We start from the raw sequence: 19,563 nt of genomic DNA on the forward strand, positions 1-19,563 counted from the left end.
ACAAAACAGACACGCGAGTTCAACAAACCCGCCCTGCTATGCCGCGACTCGACGCCAGAAGGCCTGCCGGATCGCGGCAAGCAGTTCGGCGGGGTCCCTGAGGTCGGCGGCAGTCGCCCGGATGACCGTCCAGCCAAGCCTGCGAAGCTCGTTTTCTCGGACCGCATCGCGTAGACCTCGACCGACGTGCGCGGCGAAGCCGTCATATTCGAGCGCGACCCGGACCTCTTCCCAGGCGAAGTCGAGCCGGAACCGCACGTTTCCGTCCAGGTCGGCGACTGGCACCTGCTGCGCGGGGATCGGCAGCCCCGCGTCGAACAGCTTCAACAACAGCCAGCTCTCCGCCGGCGACTCGGCCAGGCCTGTCGCGAGGTCGAGCAGGATCTCGGCCCGGCGGCGACCACGACTGTCCTTTCTCTTCGCCACCCGATGCGCGATCTCGGCACGGAACTCGCCTCGCGACTCGGGCGCCGTCAGCGCCAGGGCCTGATCGACACACGCGAGCGCGGTTTCGCGGCTCGCCCGGCAGAGCAGTTCTGTCAGCGCGCACTCGAACGCGAAGACGCGCAACCCCTCCAGCGACACGACGTCATCCTCGGAAACGGTGCCGTGATGCACGGCGACGTCAGATGTCGAGCGCAGAGGTCGGTCATAGTCGACGAGCACATGCACCCGCCCAGCGTCCGCGGCAGTACAGCCGAACAACACGGCGGCCGTGTGGCTGGTGAGCACCGCCCGGCCCCCGGCCATCAACAAGGCCGCGGCGGCTCGTGTACGCAGGTCGAGTTGGCGTGTTCGGTCGACCAGCACACCTCTGCTCAGACGGACAAGGCGTCCCTCGTTCAGCAACGCACGTACGCGCATGTCCCCCATCTGATGCCGCAGCTCGGAGACCCGGTGTGCGCCGTGGAGGCCCGGTGGCAACTCAGTCATGCGTCAACTGTGCGCGCTGGGGCACGATGCGCGCGGCCGTGGAGCTCTGCCTGTGGACAGGTAGACAGGCTGTGGATAAGCCGCCGGTTTCGAACCGCTCCGATTTGACAACACCCGCCGCCCCACTTCGCTCTGTTTGTTGAACTCAGGGGTCCTGAGTGTTGGACACGCGGGTCTGGAGCGTTGGACACGCGGTGGGGTTGCTTTTGGGGGTGGGGGGCTGGGATGCTCGGGGAAACATTCCAGCTGGATTGTATGTCGGGGGTTGCGATGGCGCGGGCTCGGTCGCTGGTGGGCAGGGTTGTCATTGTCACTGGTGGGGCCCGGGGGATTGGGGCCGCTACCGCCGCCGCGCTCGCCAAGGCCGGGGCTTCCGTCGTCATCGGGGATCTTGATCTCGAGGTGGCCAAGCGGACCGCGGATGAGGTCGGGGCACTCGCGCTGCCGCTGGACGTGACCGACCGGGCCGGGTTCACGCGGTTTCTCGACGAGGTCGAGAAGCAGGTGGGGCCCATCGACGTGCTCATCAACAACGCCGGGATCATGCGGGTCGGGCGGTTCGAGGACGAGGACGACCGGACCACCGCGCAGCACCTCGCCATCAACCTGCACGCCGTCATCCACGGCACGCGGGAGGCGGTCAGGCGCATGCGGCCGCGCGGGACCGGGCACATCGTCAATATCTCGTCCGCCGCCGGGAAGGCCGGTTTCCCCGGTGGCGCCACCTACAGCGCGACCAAGCACGGGGTCGTCGGGCTGTCCGAGGCCGTGCGGGTGGAGCTGCGGGGCTCCGGGGTCGAGATCTCCGTCGTGATGCCGGCGGTCGTGCGCACCGAGCTCGCCGCCGGGTTGCCCGAGTCGCGGTTCATCAAGCCGGTCGAGGCGTCCGACGTCGCCGACGCGATCGTGAAGACCTTGCAGCGCCCCAAGTTCGACGTGTTCGTGCCACGGTCCCTCGACGCGACCTTCCGCTTCACGCGGGTCCTCCCCCGCCCCGCGGCCGAGTGGGTGGCCCGCACGTTCAAGAGCGACCAGGTCCTCTTCGGCGCCTCGCCGGAGGCACGCAAGGAGTACGAGGCCCGCGCCGCCGCGAGCGCGCCTGCCGCTGACCGGGAGAACGCCGGATGAGCCCGCTGACCGAAACCCTCCTGGCCACGCTGAAAATCCGCGTCTGTTCCTCCACTTCGGACACCTACACGACGACCGAGGTGTTCACCGGCGGCGAGTTGGCGACGCTGCCGGAATCGTCCACAACGGACGTACGGACGGCGTACGAGCGGGCATCCCGCGCGCAACGGGAGTGGGCGGCCCGCCCGCTCGGTGAGCGCCTCGCCGTCTTCCACCGCTTCCACACTCTGCTGCTACGCGAGCGTGAAACGGTCGCCGACCTGCTGCAGGCCGAGACCGGCAAGGCCCGCCGCGACGCGTTCGAGGAGCTGTCCGAACCGGCGCTGGTCACCAGCTACTACCTCCGGAAGGCCGCGAACCTGTTGCGGCCAAGGAAAAGGGCCGGTCTCCTGCCCGGCGCGATCACGGTTCGCGAGCTGCGCCAGCCGAAAGGCGTGGTCGGCATCATCTCGCCGTGGAACTACCCGTTCGCGCTCGCGTTCGGCGACCTCATCCCCGCGCTCATCGCGGGGAACGCCGTTGTGTTGAAGCCGGACAGCCAGACCGCGTTGAGCCCGCTCTTCGGCGCCGACCTGCTGTACCGCGCGGGTCTACCCGCCGACCTGCTGCAGGTCGTGCTCGGCGACGGCCCGACGATCGGCGGCGCGGTCGTCGACACGTGCGACTACATCGGCTTCACGGGCTCGTCGCGGACCGGTGCGCTGATCGCGGCGCGGGCGGGCGAACGGCTCGTCGGCTGCTCGCTGGAACTGGGCGGCAAGAACCCGATGATCGTGCTGGACGACGCGGACATCGCGTCGGCTGCGCGGTCGGCCGTGCGCGGCTGCTTCGCCAACTCCGGCCAGCTCTGCCTCTCCCTGGAACGGATCTACGTGCCGGACGCGATCTTCGACCGGTTCGCGTCGGCGTTCGTCGCCGAGGTCGGTCGGGTGCGGCAGGCCACGGGGTACGGCTACGGCGCGGACGTCGGTTCGCTCACGTCGCAGCGCGCGCTGAAGACGGTGTCGGAACACGTCGACGACGCGCGGGCGAAGGGAGCGACGGTGCTGGCCGGCGGACGGCCGCGTCCGGACCTCGGACCGTACTTCTACGAACCGACGGTGCTGACGGACGTCACGCCGGACATGCTGTGCTACGCGGCGGAGACGTTCGGACCGGTGGTCTCGCTGTACCCGTACCGCGACGAGGACGAGGCGGTGGCGCTGGCGAACGAGACCGATTTCGGTCTGAACGCGAGCGTCTACGGCCGCGACCTGCCGCGCGCGCAGCGGGTGGCGGCGAGGCTGCGAGCCGGCACGGTCAACGTCAACGACGGCTACGCGTCGGCGTTCGGGAGCACGGACGCACCGATGGGTGGCATGGGCGCGTCGGGCCTCGGTCGACGGCACGGGGCGGAAGGCCTGTTGCGGTACACGGAAGTGCAGATCGTTGCGGCACAACGGTTCGACCTGCTGAACCCGCCACGTTGGGTGCCGTACGGCGCGTACTCACGGTTTATGGCGGCCTCACTGCGGGTGATGAAGGCGCTGCGCCTGCGTTAGGAGAGGTACAGCACGCCGACCAGCATGACCAGAACCACCGCGACAGCGGCCGCGGAGAAGTAGGAAAGCTCCAGCTTCTCCCCACGACGACGGTTGCCGAGCACTGCTTCCACGCAGTACAGGACATAGCCGATCACCACGATCGACAGGGCGAAGACGTTCCGGAAGGCGTCCGCCCTCAACCACGACAGCCAGACAAGGGCCGCACCCAAAGCGGCCGGTGAGCCGGTAAGAAAGAGTAGGTAGACGGCTCGGTGCTCCCTGGACCACGGGAGCCCGCACGCGAACGCGAAGCTCAGCGCCGCGACGATGGCGACGACGATCTGCCACGACACGCCGAGAGGCTGGCCCGCCTTCGCCTGCTCCATCGCATGTACGAAGAGATTAAGGATCGTGGTCGTGGCCGTGAAGGTGACCGCGATCAGGTACAGCAGATTGAAGAGCTGGTGCCAGTGCCGCAGTGAGTAGCCGGTGATGTAGTCCTCCCAGCCTTCCTCCCGGTTGACGCGCTGGTCGAGGTCGGCGCACACGGCGACCTGCTGCCAGCGCACGAAGGCGAACACGACGATCACCGCGAGCGGCAACATGACGTTGAACGCGGCCTGGTTCGCGAACGTGTCCGTGAAACTGTCGAAGCCATCGGTGGAGCTGGCCACCCACACGAGTCCCGCCGCGGCCAGCGCGCCGAGCACATTCACCAGCAGATGACCGGGAAACCTGTTCGACGCACCGGGCCGCGCGCCGGTGGAATAGACCAACTGCCCTTTGCTCCGCGATTCGAGCAGGCCCACCACCGGCGGCACGACGGCCATACCCACCAACACAACGGTGAACACGAGCGGATCAGTGGGCCACGCGGCGGGATGCAGCGGCACACCCCCGGCAATGGCGAAAATGCCGATCAAGCCGAGTGATGCCAGGACGTACTTCTGGTGCTTCTCGGGCTGCACCGGCGGCGCGAAGAACGGGACGATCGCCAGAACAGCCTGTAGACCAGTGCTGACCAGGACAGGAGCAGTCATGACCGTGGCTCCGTGGTGAACCTTCGACGGCTCACTCAGGCTAGCCCGAGCCGACCGGCCGGGAGGCCACTCGAACGGGTGGTCTGACTGCACGCCGGGATCCGGAGGGCCGCGCGGCGCCCGCGGCCACACTCCGGCAGGACCGATGACTGACCCCGGAGTCGCCGCTCTGAACTGGGCATATCGCCCATTCGAGTGATCGCCGCTGTCTGTGAAGTGGGAAGAAGTAACGGCCAGACGGCCTCTTGTGAAGTCGACCGTCCCCCGGGGACTATCAGCTATCGACTGGAAGCGGACGGTGAAGTCCGCTTCCAGTCGATAGCTGAACACCAAACCTCCAGCGCCGGCCCCCGGCCGGCGTCCCCTGCGGGAGGAAGCGTGAGACACGCACGTCCGTCCATCGTGGTTGCCGCGCTCGCCGCTGCGACCCTTGTCCTTTCCATGAACGGCAACGCGGTGTCCGACCCGCAAGGGCGTGCCACCGCGGAGTATCTGGTGCCCGGGGCCGACACCGCGAAAGAGCGGAACGCGGTGGCCGCGACCGGGGCCGTCGTCAACTCCTTCGAGCACGGGTCGCTCAACATCACGGCGACGCCGGAGGAGATCGCGCAGATCCGCGAGCTCGGGCTCGAGCCGGAGCAGCAGGACGCCATGCCGCAGGCCAACGACGCCTCGCCGCTCGACTTCCCCAGCGCCGACTCCAACTACCACAACTTCACCGAGATGACCGCGGTCATCAACCAGGCCGTCGCCGACCACCCCAGCATTCTCAGCAAGACCGTCATCGGGCGGTCCCACGAGAACCGTGAGATGGTGGCCATCAAGATCTCCGACAACGTCGGCACGGACGAGGCCGAGCCGGAGGTCCTCTTCACCCACCACCAGCACGCGCGCGAGCACCTGACCGTGGAAATGGCGCTCTACCTGATCAACGAGCTCACCGACAGGTACGGCACCGACTCCGCGATCACCAACGCCGTCAACTCCCGCGAGATCTGGATCATCCCGGACCTCAACCCGGACGGCGGTGAGTGGGACATCCGCACCGGCTCCTACGCGGGCTGGCGCAAGAACCGGCAGCCGAACTCCGGCAGCTCGAACGTCGGCACCGACCTCAACCGCAACTGGCCCTACCAGTGGGGTTGCTGTGGCGGCTCGTCCGGCACCACCTCGAGCGACACCTACCGCGGCCCGTCGCCGTCCTCGTCGCCCGAGGTCACGAACGTCATCAACTTCGTGCGCGGCCGCATCGTCGGCGGCGTGCAGCAGATCAAGACGAACATCGACTTCCACACGTTCAGCGAGCTGGTGCTGTGGCCGTTCGGCTACACGAACAGCAACACGGCGCCCGGCATGACGCAGAACGAGTACAACACGTTCGCCACGCTCGGCCAGCGGATGGCGGCGACCAACAACTACACCCCGGAGCAGGCGTCCGACCTCTACATCACGGACGGCTCGATCGACGACTGGCTGTGGGGCGACCAGCGCATCTACTCCTACACGTTCGAGATGTACCCGAGCAGCGGCGGGCTCTCCGGCTTCTACCCGCCCGACGAGGTGATCGCCGCGCAGACCTCACGCAACCGCGCCGCGGTCCTCATGCTGCTCGACTACTCCGACTGCCCGGCGCGGGTCATCAACCTCACCTGTGACGGCACGACCCCGCCGCCGGACGGCCCGACGTTCGAGAACGCCGGCGACGTCACCATCCCGGACGCCGGCGCCGCGGTCAGCAGCTCGATCGCCGTCACCGGTGTCACCGGCAACGCGCCGAGCGACCTGTCCGTGTCGGTCGACATCAAGCACACCTACCGCGGCGACCTGCAGGTCGACCTCGTCGCCCCGGACGGGACCGCGTACCGGCTGAAGAGCACGTCCACCAGCGACTCCGCCGACAACGTCATCGCCACCTACACCGTGAACGCGTCCAGCGAGGTCGCGAACGGCACCTGGCGGCTGCAGGTCCGCGACCTGTACAGCGCCGACACCGGCTACATCGACTCCTGGCGACTCGCTTTCTGAGTGGAGCGAGATCGTCACCGACAGGTAAAGAAAGGAAATGGTGCATTGATCTCTTGGAGACGACGGCTGGCGTTCGCCACGGTGAGCGCCGTAGCCGTCCTGGGGGCCGCGGCGGGGCAGGCGGTTGCTGCCCCACCATCGAGCGACACTGACGTGCAACCGCAGGTCATCGGCGGTACACCCGCCGCGCAGGGTGAGTTCCCATGGGTGGTGCGGCTGTCCATGGGCTGCGGCGGATCGATGATCACACAACAACTGGTGCTGACCGCGGCGCACTGCGTGCCCCCGACCGGTCCCAACACCTCCATCACCGCCACGCTGGGCGCGGTGGACCTGCAGGACCCGAACCGGGTCGTCGTGCGGTCCGACTTCGTCCACCGCGCACCGGGCGCCGGTGGCCCACCCGGTGACGACTGGGCACTGATCCGGCTGGAGCGGCCGGTCGACGTCCCGACCATCCCGATCGCCACCACACCGGAGTTCGACAACGGTACCTTCACGGTCGCGGGCTGGGGCGCCGCGGTCGAGGGCGGCCCGCAGCAGCGGTTCCTGCTGAAGGCCGAGGTGCCGTTCATCGACGACGTCCAGTGCGCCAGCGCCGGCAGCAACTACGCCAACCTGGTGCCCGCGGAGGAGATCTGCGCCGGCAACTGGGACGACGGCGGCGTGGACACCTGCCAGGGCGACTCCGGTGGCCCGCTGTTCCGCAGGGACAACGCAGGCGAGTGGATCCTGATCGGGACCACGAGCTGGGGCATCGGCTGTGCCCGGCCGCTCAACCCGGGGGTCTACGCGCAGGTCAGCACCTTCGCGCCGGCCATCCTGGCGGCGGCCGCGTCGCTCGGTCCGAGATGTGCGCCCTTCGTCAACACGACGGCGGTCGACATCCCGGACGCCGGTCCGGCGATCACCAGCGCGGTGGACGCGGTGTGTGACGGCCGGGCGTCCAACCAGACGAAGGTCGAGGTCAACATCAACCACCCCTACCGGGGTGACCTGATCGTCGACCTGATCGCCCCGGACGGCACGGCCTACCGGCTGAAGAACGCGAAGGGTGACGACTCGGCGGACAACGTCAACGACCTGTACACGATCAACGCGTCGAACGAGACCGCGAGCGGCACCTGGCAGTTGCGGGTGCGGGACATCTTCCGCGGTGACGCCGGCCTGTTGAAGAACTGGAAGCTGACAGTCTGACGTGTGCGAGCAGGCTGAGGGCCGGCCACGAAGAACGTTTCGGGGGTGGCCCTCAGCCGCGCGTGCAGGCAAGATACTCCAGGTTACTGTGAGGTAGCGTCGCCACAGGCGGACATGGCGGCGCCCTTGTATCCGAGGAGCAGACCCATGCGCGAACTCGCCGTTCCCCCGCTGGCCAGCGTGCCTGACAGCGGCGGCCTGGCCGACCTCGTGTACGTCAACGCCGAGCAGGCGCCGAACACCGTCGTGTTCCGCAGAAAGATCGGCGGGGCGTGGCGGGACGTCACGGCCGCGCAGTTCCTCGCCGAGGTCGCCGAGGTCGCGAAGGGCCTGGTCGCGTTGGGTGTCGGCGCGGGTGATCGGGTCGCGATCCTGTCCGCGAACTGCTACGAGTGGACCCTGTTCGACTTCGCGATCTGGGTGGCCGGCGGGGCCTCGGTGCCGATCTACGTGACCTCTTCGGAGGAGCAGATCGAGTGGATCCTGTCGAACTCCGGCGCGGTCGCAGTGGTCACGGAGACGGCGGCGCTCGCTGGGCGCGTGGACTCGGTCAAGGACAAGCTCGACGGTCTCAAGCACGTGTGGCGGATCGACGACAAGGCGGTCGACACGCTGGTCGAGGCCGGTAAGGACGTCGCGGACGAGGTGCTCGCGGAGCGCCGCGAAGGCGTTCGGCCAGACGACCTCGCCACGCTGATCTACACGTCCGGCACCACCGGGCGGCCCAAGGGCGTGGCGCTGACCCACCGCAACCTGTACGCCGCCTGCCGCAACGCCGTCGAGTACCTGTCGGTGCTGTTCAAGGGCGACGGCACGGTCGACGAGGCGCGGACGCTGCTGTTCCTTCCGCTCGCACACGTGTTCGGCCGCATGGTGGAGGTGGCGGCGTTCATGGCGCGTGCCACGCTCGGCCACTGGGCAGACGTGAAGACCCTCACCGACAACCTGGCTGCGTTCAAGCCGACGTTCCTGCTCTCCGTGCCGTACGTGCTGGAGAAGGTCTACAACGGAGCGCGGCAGAAGGCACACTCCGGCGGCAAGGGCAAGATCTTCGACCTGGCGGCGGTCACCGCGGCCGAGTACAGCGAGGCCGACGGCCGTGCCGGGCTCGGGCTGCGGATCAAGCACGCCGTGTTCGACCGGCTCGTGTACTCGAAGCTGCGGGCCGCGCTCGGCGGCCAGGTGAAGTACGTGATCTCCGGCGGCGCAGCGCTCGGCACCAGGCTCACGCACTTCTACCGGGGCGTCGGCATCACCGTGCTCGAGGGCTACGGGCTCACCGAGTCCTCGGCGGCGTCGGTGGTCAACTCCCCGACGCTGGTGAAGCCGGGCACGGTCGGGCGGCCGCTGCCGGGCACCGCGGTCCGGATCAGCGACGACGACGAGATCCAGCTCAAGGGCGAGGGCATCTTCGCGCAGTACTGGCAGAACGAGGCCGCGACCGCCGAGGCCATCGACGGGGACGGCTGGTTCGCCACGGGCGATCTCGGCACGCTCGACGAGGACGGCTACCTCAAGATCACCGGGCGCAAGAAGGAGATCCTGGTGACCAGCGGCGGCAAGAACGTCGCCCCGTCGGTCATCGAGGACCGGATCGCCGCCCACCCACTGGTCGGACAGGCGCTCGTGGTCGGCGACGGGCAGAAGTACATCGCCGCGCTCATCACCATCGACGCCGAGTACTTCACCTACTGGAAGTCCACCACGGGCAAGGACGCGAGCGCGTCCGTGAGCGACCTCGCCGAGGACTCGGACCTGAAGGCGGAGATCCAGAAGGCCGTCGACGAGGGCAACCTCGCGGTGTCACAGGCGGAAGCGGTGCGGAAGTTCCGGATCCTGGACACGGAGTTCAACCCCGAGAACGGCTACCTGACCCCGTCGCTCAAGCTCAAGCGCAACATCATCATGAAGGACTTCGCCAACGAGGTCGACTCCCTCTACTCCTGACCTCGCGTAACCGCTTGAACTCCACATCGTAACCGGTATTCTCGCCCTGCCAGCCCACTTTGGAGGTCGACAGCCATGGGGCGACATTCCTCCGCGCGGTCACGTGGGTGGCGGAGCACGTCACCGGTGATCGCACTGTCGGCGTTGCTGGTGCTCGCGCTGGTCGGCTGGTTCACATACGACTTCCTCGCCGACCGGCTGCGTGCCTCCAGCTGCGACAGCACCACTGTGCTCAATGTTGCCGCGTCGCCGGAGATCGCGCCGGTGGTCAGCCGCACCGCACGTGACATGTCCGAACAGGACACTTGTTACGACGTACGGGTGGTCAGCCGTGAGTCCGAGGCGACCGCGGAGTCTCTCGTGGTGTCCGACGGCACCCAGCCGCCGGACGTGTGGATCCCGGAGTCCACGATCTGGTTGCAGCGCGCGCAGGCCAGAGGTGCGAACGTCCCGGCGACCGGCACGTCGATCGCGAGTTCGCCGGTCGTGCTCGCGCTGACCGAGGACGCGGCGACACAGCTCGGCTGGCCGGCCAAACAACCGACGTGGGCGGACGTGCTCGCCTCGTCGCTGACGCTCGGCATCCCCGACCCGGCCCGCGAACCGGTCGGTGTCTCGCTGCTGTTCGGTGTCCGTGACCTGATGAAGTCGGCGGCGGACCCCGCCGCCGCGCTGACGACGGAACTGCGGCAGCTGTCGCCGAACACCGTGACGTCGGTCGAGGACCTGTTCACGCGCCTGCCGGGCACCACGTCGGCGGGCGGCCCGCTGGACGGGTTCCCGGTGTCGGAGAACGGGGTGCTGCGGAACAACGCGAAAGGCTCCGGCACCTCACTGGTCGCGGTGTACGCGGACCCGGCGGTGCCGGCGCTGGACTTCCCGTTCGTGCTGCTGCCGGATGCCAGGGGCCAGAAACGTGAGGCCGCGGAACGGTTCCTGACCGTGCTCATGACGCAGGCGACCGCGGATGCCTTGTCCGACGCGGGTTTCCGCACCCCGGACGGCGAGATGCTCCGCAGGCGCGGCGGTTCCGACCTCACCTCGGCGGCGAAGGTGACGCCGGTGGAACTGCCGCAGGTAAACGAGGTCGACGACGTGCTGAACGTGTGGGCGGGCGTCAACCTCAGCGGCCGGGTGCAGGTGCTGCTCGACGTGTCCGGGTCGATGAACGAACCCGTACCGGGCACGGGCGCGAACCGCATGGCCGTGACACTGAAGGCAGCCGAAATCGGCATCGGCCTGATGAGACCGAGCACGAAGCTCGGCGTGTGGCTGTTCTCGACCAAACTGGACGGCGACCGGGACTACAAGGAACTGCTCCCGGTGCTGCCGATCAGCGAACAGGCCAAAACCGGCGGCATCGACAAACTGCGCACGGTGCAGGCACTGCCCAACGGCGCGACCGGGCTGTACGACAGCACGCTGGCCGCGTACCAGTCGGCACGCCAGAACTACGAACCGGGCCGCATCAACGTCGTGATCGTGATGACGGACGGCCGCAACGACGACGACAACAGCATCAGCCGCGACGCGCTCCTGACCGAACTGGCCAAGCTCCAGGACCCGCGCCGCCCGATCCTGATCGTCGGCATCGGCATCGGCCCCGACATCGACGTTGGCGAACTACAGGCCATCGCCGGCGCGACGGGCGGCCAGGCCTTCACCACCCCGGACCCGAACAAAATCGGCGACATCTTCTACACGGCGCTCTCGAAGCTGGTGTGCCAGCCACCGAACTGCACACCCAGCCAGTAGTCCCGAGCCCCTGAAAGAGCATCTCGACGAGCACTCTAGCGGCTGCGGTGCGCTGTGACCGCTTTGCCGCCGTAAGGCACTTACCGGCGTCCTGGCTGACGGCTAACCTTTGCGACAAGTGGACATAGGTCGGGGCCTGTTGACTACCCGGGAGCAGCCTTGGCCGTTGTCGCGACCGCACGGCGTCGGCACATGCGGGAACGGGACCCCGCGCCGCCGCGCATGCGGGTGGCCGCCGCGGTGGTGGCCGTCGTGCCGTTTCTCGTGCATGCCTGGGTTGCCTTGCACGGGTATTTCGGGCAGGACGACTTCCTCATCTCCTATCGGGCCGCGCACGCCGATCCGCTCGACTTCAGCTATCTCTTCCAGGACCACAACGGGCACCTCATGCCCGGCACCTATCTGCTCGCCTGGGTACTGACCGCCGTCGCGCCGCTCAACTTCGTCGTCGCCGCCCTGCCCATCATCGCCATGCACGGGGTGACGCTGTGGCTCTTCTGGCGTGTGCTCGTGCGTCTCTTCGGGTACCGGTGGTCGCTGCTCCCGCTGTTCGCCGCGCTGGCCGCGTCGCCGCTGATTCTCTTTCCCACCATCTGGTGGGCGTTCGGCATCCAGTTGCTGCCCGTGCTCGTCGCCATGGCCGCCGCGCTGCTCGCGCACCTGCGGTACCTCGAACGCGGCGCCGTCCGGGACGCGGCCCATGCTGTCGGGTGGATGATCGGTGGACTCCTGTTCAGCGAGAAGGCAGCGCTCATCGCCGGGATTCTCTTCGCGGTGACCGTGTTACGCGGGGAGGCCTTCGGCGAGGCGTTCATCCGGCACTGGCGTGTGTGGGCCGCGCACCTCGCGGTGATTGGCGCCTTCGTGGTCCTCGCCGCCGCGCTCACGGCCAGCCAGACCACGAAACCGGTACCCGCCAACGACGTCGCCGAGTTCTCCTACCGGGCAATCGTCGACACGTTCCTGCCCGGGCTGCTCGGCGGGCCGTTCGCCGCGGCCGGCAACGGTGCGACCTGGGCGACGCCGCCGCTCGCCGTCCGCGTCACGGCCATCGTGCTGGCCGTCGTCATCATCGTGGCCAGCAGGAGGGTCCTGCCCTGGCTGTTCCTCGCCGGCTACCTCGCGGTCGACCTCGCGCTCGTCGCCATGACCCGGCTCGCCGACGTGGGACCCGACATCGGGGCCGACCCGCGCTACCTCGCCGACGCCGTGCCGGTCGCGGTGCTCTGCGCGGCGTTCGCGTTCCGGGACAGAGGCGACCGCCGGTGGCCGATGGTCGCCATCGCGGCCTTGCTGGTCGTGGGTGGCACCGTCAGCTTCGTGCGGGTCGCGCCGAGCCTGCAGTTCAGGGACGCGCGCGACTACGTCGCCACCGCGCGTAAGGCGCTCGCCGAGCAGCCGCACATCGTCCTGTACGACACCACGGTGCCCGGGGGGATCATCATCCCCTGGTTCATCTACGACAACTTCACCTCGCGGGTCATCGGGCTCGTGCCGGAGGCGCCGGTGTTCGACCGGCCCGCCGAGACGCTGTACCAACTCGACCAGACCGGGCGCCCGCGACCCGTCACCGGGCTCACCGACTCGGTGCGCGACGAGCGCGGCCCGACACCCGACTGCGGCCACCTCGTCAAGGTCGGACCGGTGAACATTCCGTTGACCGGCGCGGCCTCCGGTCGCCGGGTGCTGAAGATCGGCTACTTCACCGGGGACGCCGGCGACGGTGTCGTCGCCGTCGGCGACACCCGGGTTCCCGTCCGGTTCCAGAAAGGACTGCACGTGCTGTACGTCCCGGTCAACGGGATCGGCTACACCCACGTGGAGGTGACGTGGAACCGCGACCTCCAGCCCCTGTGCGTCACGGACCTGGAGATCGGCCTGCCGGCGTCCTAGAACGGGTCGTACGGGCCGCGGTGGCCGAACCATCCCGCCACCCGCCGCAGTCGCAGGCGCAGCAACACCTTCAGGAACACGTTGCCGAGAAACCACGGCAGCTGGGCCACCACCCGCCAGCGGTCCTTGAAAGCCGGGCGGCGCAGGGTGAACCGCGCGAGCGACCGGCTTCGGTCCACATAGGTGTAACGGCGGCCGGCCAGGACCTTCACGAGCGTGCCCGAGGTGACGCCGATCGAGGAGAAGCAGTCGTGCACCAGGATCTCGCCGTCCGCCGGCAGGTGGGCGGACCAGCGCAGATCGTCCACATAGGTCCAGTAGTCGTGCTTGCCGTCGATGTACAGCAAATCGACGGGGCGGGTCCACGACGGCCGCAGCCGCGTCGAGTACCCGACGACCAGCTCGACGACGTCGGTCAGACCAGCCGCTCGGATGTTCGCCTCGAAACGGTCGCGAGTGGACGAACCGCCGAAGAGTCTGCCGTCCACGAACGCGTCGATCGCGACAACCCGCGCGCCGACCGTGCGGGCCGCGTGCCCGAGGATGATCGTGGACCGGCCCTGGTGGCTGCCGATCTCGACGACAGTCGCCCCAGGTCTCAAGCGGCACACGGCATCCCACAGCAGGCGCGCTTGTCCCTCGCTGAGCCATCCTGGCACATCAGCGATCGATTTCCATGCCGCGTCGAATCCGGCTGTCCTACTGCCTAGCACCTGAGCACACTAACCCTAGGATGAGGCGAGTGTTAACCACCGTTAGAACGTGGCCGCGCAACCCCGCTGTGTGGGTCATGGTTTTGCTGACGGTGGTGTCGTTCCTGCAGCGACCTGGTCGGACCACTTTCGACACCAAGCTCGACCTCGTCGTGGACCCGATCGCGTTTCTCGGGCGTGCGCTGCACCTGTGGAACCCGGAAGCGACCGGCGGCGAGCTGCAGAACCAGGCGTACGGCTACCTCTTCCCGATGGGCCCGTTCTTCGCGGCCGGGCAACTTCTCGGCGTGCCGCCGTGGGTCACGCAGCGGGCCTGGAGCGCGCTGGTGCTGTGCCTCGCGTTCGGCGGCATGCTCGTGCTCGCCCGTGCGCTCAACATCGGCTCGGAGCCGGCCCGGTTCGCTGGCGCCGTCGGGTACGCGCTCGCGCCGCGCATGCTCACCGAGATCGGCCCGCTGTCGCTGGAGATGATGCCCGCGGCACTGCTGCCGTGGGTGATGCTGCCGCTGGTCAAGGCGCACCGCTTCGGCTCCCCGCGACGGGCGGCCGGGCTGTCGGCGCTGGCCGTGCTCGGGATGGGTGGCGTCAACGGCTCGATGGTGGTCATGGCGCTGGTGCTGCCGGCACTGTGGCTCGCGACGCGCCGGTGGACCCGCGAACACGTCACGCTCGTCGTGTGGTGGTTCGTCTCGGTCGCCGCCGTGTGCCTGTGGTGGGCCCTGCCGCTGCTGCTGCTCGGCGAGTACAGCATGCCGTTCCTGGACTACATCGAGTCGGCGACGAACACGACCGCGCCGATGTCGTTGTTCGAGGTGCTGCGAGGGACGAACCAGTGGGTGGCCTACGTCGTGCTCGGCACGCCGTGGTGGCCGTCCGGGTTCCTGCTGGTCGACAGCCCGGTGCTGATGCTGGCGACCGGCATGGTCGCGGCGATCGGGTTGTTCGGGCTCGCCCGCGACCGCCTGCCGGAGCGGCGGTTTCTCGTGCTCGGCACGGTCACCGGCCTCACACTGCTGACCGTCGGCTATGTCGGGTCGCTGGACAGCCCGCTGGCCGAGACCGTCCGAGGGCTGCTCGACGGGCCGCTCGCGCCGTTCCGGAACGTCCACAAGTTCGAGCCGGTCCTGCGGTTGCCGCTGATGCTCGCGTTCATGCACGCGATCACCGGCCGGCTGCCGGGAGTGGCACGGGCGGCGTCGGGCGTGGTGGCGACGCGGGCGCGGCTCACGGTCGGCGTGGCACTGGTGGTGATCATGGCGGCGCCCGCGTGGCTGTTCACGTTGCGCCCGGGGCCCGGTTGGGACGAGGTACCGGGGTACTGGCGGTCGGCGATGACATGGCTGTCCGATCAGGACCCAAATGCCAGAACGTTGTTGTTGCCCGGCACCGGTTTCGGCGAGTACACCTGGGGCCGCACGGTCGACGAGCCCGCACAGGCGCTCGCCCGGTCGCCCTGGGCGGTACGTAACCAGGTTCCGCTCGGTTCCGAGGGGAACACGCGGTTGATGGACGCGGTGGAGGACGCGCTCGCCGACGGCCGCGGCTCGCCCGCGCTGGCCGGGTTCCTGAGCCGGGGCGGCTACCGGTTCCTGTTGCTGCGTGACGACATCGACCGGCAGGCCACGGGCGCGCCCCCGGCGCACGTGATCCGCGCCGGTCTCGCGGGATCGGCCGGGGTGACGCGGGTGGCGTCGTTCGGGCCGCTTTCGATCTACGAGGTCGCGTCGAGCGTGCCGCGCGTGTCCGCGGTGTCCACTTCAGACGTGCCGACGGTCAGCGGTGGGCCGGAGTCGTTGCTGCCACTGCTGGAGTCGGGCGCGCTCGACCCGGGCACGCCGACCGTGTTCGCCGGTGACGGCGGACTGGCCGACTCGCGGGAGTGGCTCGTCACCGACGGGTTGCGGCACCGCGAGCGGAACATCGGGCGGATCCGGGACAACCTGAGCCAGACGCTCACCGAGTACGAGCAGCCGCGGCAGGACCGGCCGTCTACCGACGTGCTGCCGTTCCGCGGCGGCACGCACCTGACGACGGCGGCGTACCGCGGGATCCTCGGCGTGACAGCGTCCACATCGGTCGCGTTCGCCGACTCGGCTTCGGCCACGGATCCGTCGTGGCTGCCGTTCGCCGCGGTGGACGGGGATCCGCTGACGGCGTGGCAGTCGTCGAGCTTCACCGGACCGGCTGGGCAGTGGCTGGAGGTGGAGCTGGACACGCCCCGCGAGGTGCCCTATGTGGACTTGTCCATGGTGGACGACATCCGGACCGGCTGGCCGGTGACCAGGGTCCGGCTGACCACCGACACGGGCTCGGTGGACCGCGAGGTGGCGTCCGGCGGTGCGACGCAGCGGTTCTCCCTGCCGGCGGGGATCACGGGCCGAGTGCGGGTGACCGTGCTCGCGGTCGCGGCGGGCCGGGACAACGGGCACGTCGGCATCAGCGAGCTGACCCTGCCGGGTATCGAGCCACGTCGGGCGCTGTCGACGCCGGCCGACGCGGTGCCGGACATGACGCAGCAGGCGAGTTTCGTCTTCACGCGCGGGTCGCAGCCGCGTTACCCGTGTGTCGGTGGTTCGTGCGACGCGACGCTCGCACGGACCGGCGAGGAGCCCGATGGCGTGCAGCGCTTGTTCACCACCACCGCCGCGGCGAGCTACCGTCTCGAAGGGACAGTGCTGCCTGCGGTCGGTGGGCGGAACCCGGTGACGCTGCCCGGGGTCGAGGTGTCGGCGTCGTCGCAGCTGGCGGGCGATCCCGCGGCCGGCGCGCTGTCCGCTGTGGACGGCTCGGAGTCGACCGCGTGGCACCCGGATGTCCGGGACCTGCGACCGACGCTGCGGTTGTCGTGGGAGACGCCGCGGGCGCTGACCGGCCTGCGGCTGACCGGGACGTCGTTGCCGACGGATGTCGAGATCACGGTCCCGCAGGGCAGCCAGACCGTGCCGGTGCGGGACGGGGTCGCCCGGTTCGAGCTGACCACCAACGCCATCGAGATCCGGTTGATCGGCGGTTTCAGCACGGTCGACGAGCTGCGGCTGCTGGGCTTCGACCTGCCGCCGCCACCGTCGGAGTTCACTGTCCCGTGTGGACAAGGACCGGTGGTGACGGTCGACGGGAAGGCGTACGAGACCTCGGTGTCGGGAACACTCGCGGACTACGTGGCACACCGGCCGCTACGTTTCCAGACGTGCGCCGACGGTCTTGACCTACCGGCACGCCGGCACGATTTGCGTACCGAGCGCTCGGATTCGTTCGTGGTACAGGACCTGTGGTTGCTACGTGGCACGAGCCAACCCGCGGAGACCCGTGCCGTCGAGGTGGGCAGGTGGGACGCCACGCACCGGGCCGTCAAGGTCGGCGCTGGCGGGGCGGCCGTGCTGTCGGTGCCGGAGAACGCGAACACCGGCTGGGTGGCGACCATGAACGGGCGGGAGCTGCCCAGGGTGCGGGTCGACGGCTGGCAACAGGCGTGGCTGCTCCCGGCCGGCAACGGCGGCGTGGTGACGCTGGACTTCACCCCGGACAGCCAGTACCGGCAGAGCTTGCTGGCGGGCGGCATCACAGCGGCGGCACTGGCACTGTCACTGCTGGTCCCGATCCGCCGCCGCCGCTCGGCACCGCACGAAAGTCCCATTGACTCGACCTCACCGGAGAAAGTTGTCCACAGGGACCTCCGACCAGGGGTTTTGTCCCCGCCACGCGGTACGATGGCCTCGGGGTGGCCCCCCGGGTACGGGTGGGGGATGCCTACGCAACCAACTGGGGTCGATCTTCAGAATTCGACGCGGCGGGCGAGGGCGCAGCGGTGGGTGCCGGTCGTGCTGGTGGCGTTGCTTGCCGTGCTGGGCGGGATGTTGCCCGTGGTGTTGCTGATCGCGTGCCTGCTGGTGCGGGCGCTGTGGCCGCCTGCGCCGCGGTGGCTCGCGGTCGGTGGCGCCGGGCTCGCGTGTCTGGTCGCCGTGAGTGGCCGGTTGCTGCGGAACGGGCAGGACTGGGCGCACGGTCCGGTGGCGCAGGCGTCGCTGCTACTCGCCGTGGCGGCCGTCGTCGCCGGGTGCGTCGAGTGGTTCGCGCCGCGACCGAAGCTCGACGAGCGCGCCGGCGATGACCAGCGTGCCGGTGGCGATGACGGCGGCGGTGACGACCTGGGTGAGCGCTCCGCCCAGCCAGACGGTGACGAGCACGATCTCGACCACGACCGCGCCCCAGATCAGCAGCGTTGACCAGCGGTCGTTGCTGGCGATCCGGGAGAACAGCAGGATCTGGACGAGCGAGAGCATCGACCCCACCAGCGCGAACGGCCACACGGGAATGGGGCTGGCCGCGTAGTCCGCCCCGCCGACGACGGCCACGACGGTCGGCCCGAGCAGGGTGGCCCCGGCGATCACGACGAGGTCGAGTGCCCCGCAGACGGCGAGCGCGATCGGGATCGCGCGCCGCCGGGACCGCTCGTTCGCCAGGCGCGGCAAGACGAGGATGGCGACGGCCTGCGGCAGCCAGTAGGCGATCTTCGCGACGATCGCGCCGACCGCGTACTCCCCCGCATCGTGCGCCGGCAGGTGGTGCCGCGCGAGGACCAGGTCCAGGTTGACGAGCAGGACGAGCGCGAGCATGGCGCTCACGGCGTGGAGGGCGTCGCTGACATGTGCCTTGCCGTGCCTACGAGGCCGCGGCCGCCCACACACGAACCACCCTGCGACCGCGACGACGGCCGCGCCGATCACCGCGCCGGCGAGCGCGCCCGTGGCGGTGCGGGTGATGGCCAGACCGGCAAGCGTGCCGCCGATGCGGACGACCGCGTCCGCGGTGAGGAGCGCGGCCACGGCGGTGAACCGGTGCTGCCCCTGAAGCATGCCGAGACAGACCCCGAGAAACGTGATCCCGGCCAGCGCGACGGCGAGGAAGATCGCCGGCACGACCGACCCGAGGTGCAGGAACACCACCAACAACGGCGAGACGGCAAGCCCGACGGCGGTCACTCCCGCGGCGGTGACAAGGCCCAGCGCGACAAGCTCCCCCACACTGTCCTGCCGCGCCACCCGCAGCGCGGTGACCGTCTGCACCCCCATGGCGGGCACCGCCCCGATGACGAGCACCGCGAGCAACGACCCCAGCTCCCCGAAAGCAGCCGGCACGAGCAACCGCGCGGCGAGCACGTTGAGCAGGTAGGAGGCGAGCTGGTTCCCAGCAACCCCAGCGGACACGACGAACGCGGACACCCTGGCCCCAGCCGAAGCAACAGGAACACCAGCGGTCACGCCGGGACTGTAACCCGCGAGTCCAACCGGAGAAACCCGCGTGTCCAACACAAGAGACCCGCGAGTCCAACCAGGAGGACCGCCGAGTTCAACAAACCCACTGACCGCCCGGTAACCAGGTTTGTTGAACTCGCGGGTCCTGAGCGTTGGA

The 19,563-nt window shown here is 69.1% G+C and carries 11 protein-coding genes and 1 pseudogene; 8 read left to right on the top strand and 4 right to left on the bottom strand.

Annotated features, from left to right (window positions below; genetic code table 11):
- Positions 1-36 precede the first annotated feature (36 nt).
- Positions 37-933 carry an endonuclease domain-containing protein gene (locus tag VF106_RS44325; protein WP_330846064.1) on the bottom strand — a complete coding sequence of 299 codons (897 nt, stop codon included), beginning with the start codon at positions 931-933 and terminating at the stop codon, positions 37-39.
- Between the two features lie 270 nt (positions 934-1,203).
- Between VF106_RS44325 and VF106_RS44330 the strand changes: the two genes are divergently transcribed.
- Both VF106_RS44330 and VF106_RS44335 read left to right on the top strand, forming a co-directional pair.
- On the top strand, positions 1,204-2,061 hold the full coding sequence (locus tag VF106_RS44330) for an SDR family oxidoreductase (RefSeq protein ID WP_330846065.1): 858 nt from the start codon (positions 1,204-1,206) through the stop codon (positions 2,059-2,061).
- Positions 2,058-3,602: a succinic semialdehyde dehydrogenase gene (locus tag VF106_RS44335; protein WP_330846066.1), complete on the top strand. Its 1,545-nt coding sequence runs from the start codon at positions 2,058-2,060 to the stop codon at positions 3,600-3,602. The genes VF106_RS44330 and VF106_RS44335 overlap by 4 nt, the downstream gene beginning before the upstream one ends.
- Here the strand turns inward: VF106_RS44335 and VF106_RS44340 are convergent.
- Positions 3,599-4,954: a hypothetical protein gene (locus tag VF106_RS44340; RefSeq protein ID WP_330846067.1), complete on the bottom strand. Its 1,356-nt coding sequence runs from the start codon at positions 4,952-4,954 to the stop codon at positions 3,599-3,601. The genes VF106_RS44335 and VF106_RS44340 overlap by 4 nt on opposite strands.
- 48 nt (positions 4,955-5,002) lie before the next feature.
- Between VF106_RS44340 and VF106_RS44345 the strand changes: the two genes are divergently transcribed.
- From VF106_RS44345 to VF106_RS44365, 5 genes are all read left to right on the top strand, one after another.
- Entirely contained in the window at positions 5,003-6,649 is a 1,647-nt protein-coding gene (locus tag VF106_RS44345; protein ID WP_330846068.1) for a M14 family metallopeptidase, read from the top strand.
- A 153-nt stretch (positions 6,650-6,802) separates the two neighbouring features.
- Positions 6,803-7,846, top strand: coding sequence for a trypsin-like serine protease (locus tag VF106_RS44350; RefSeq protein WP_330846069.1), 1,044 nt, complete (start codon positions 6,803-6,805; stop codon positions 7,844-7,846).
- A 147-nt stretch (positions 7,847-7,993) separates the two neighbouring features.
- Positions 7,994-9,793 carry an AMP-dependent synthetase/ligase gene (locus VF106_RS44355; protein ID WP_330846070.1) on the top strand — a complete coding sequence of 600 codons (1,800 nt, stop codon included), beginning with the start codon at positions 7,994-7,996 and terminating at the stop codon, positions 9,791-9,793.
- 126 nt (positions 9,794-9,919) lie between these two features.
- Positions 9,920-11,548, top strand: coding sequence for a substrate-binding and VWA domain-containing protein (locus VF106_RS44360; RefSeq protein WP_330846071.1), 1,629 nt, complete (start codon positions 9,920-9,922; stop codon positions 11,546-11,548).
- A 159-nt stretch (positions 11,549-11,707) separates the two neighbouring features.
- Positions 11,708-13,441 (top strand): hypothetical protein, encoded by a 1,734-nt coding sequence (locus tag VF106_RS44365; protein ID WP_330846072.1) that lies wholly within the window; start codon positions 11,708-11,710, stop codon positions 13,439-13,441.
- Here VF106_RS44365 and VF106_RS44370 read toward each other — a convergent pair.
- Positions 13,438-14,052, bottom strand: coding sequence for a class I SAM-dependent methyltransferase (locus VF106_RS44370; RefSeq protein WP_330846073.1), 615 nt, complete (start codon positions 14,050-14,052; stop codon positions 13,438-13,440). The genes VF106_RS44365 and VF106_RS44370 overlap by 4 nt on opposite strands.
- Before the next feature lie 179 nt (positions 14,053-14,231).
- Between VF106_RS44370 and VF106_RS44375 the strand changes: the two are divergent.
- Positions 14,232-16,607: pseudogene (locus tag VF106_RS44375) on the top strand (alpha-(1->3)-arabinofuranosyltransferase domain-containing protein); the annotation flags it as partial.
- A 1,572-nt stretch (positions 16,608-18,179) separates the two neighbouring features.
- Here VF106_RS44375 and VF106_RS44380 read toward each other — a convergent pair.
- Positions 18,180-19,412: a lipopolysaccharide biosynthesis protein gene (locus tag VF106_RS44380; RefSeq protein ID WP_330846074.1), complete on the bottom strand. Its 1,233-nt coding sequence runs from the start codon at positions 19,410-19,412 to the stop codon at positions 18,180-18,182.
- Positions 19,413-19,563: the final 151 nt, after the last annotated feature.

The organism is Actinophytocola sp., assembly GCF_036378875.1.
Lineage (GTDB): Bacteria > Actinomycetota > Actinomycetes > Mycobacteriales > Pseudonocardiaceae > Actinophytocola.

Bases quoted from the DNA above. Each gene is read 5' to 3' on its own strand.
- VF106_RS44330 (WP_330846065.1), top strand. From the start codon at position 1,204: ATGGCGCGGGCTCGGTCGCTGGTGGGCAGGGTTGTCATTGTCACTGGT.
- VF106_RS44335 (WP_330846066.1), top strand. From the start codon at position 2,058: ATGAGCCCGCTGACCGAAACCCTCCTGGCCACGCTGAAAATCCGCGTC.
- VF106_RS44355 (WP_330846070.1), top strand. From the start codon at position 7,994: ATGCGCGAACTCGCCGTTCCCCCGCTGGCCAGCGTGCCTGACAGCGGC.
- VF106_RS44325 (WP_330846064.1), bottom strand. From the start codon at position 933: ATGACTGAGTTGCCACCGGGCCTCCACGGCGCACACCGGGTCTCCGAG.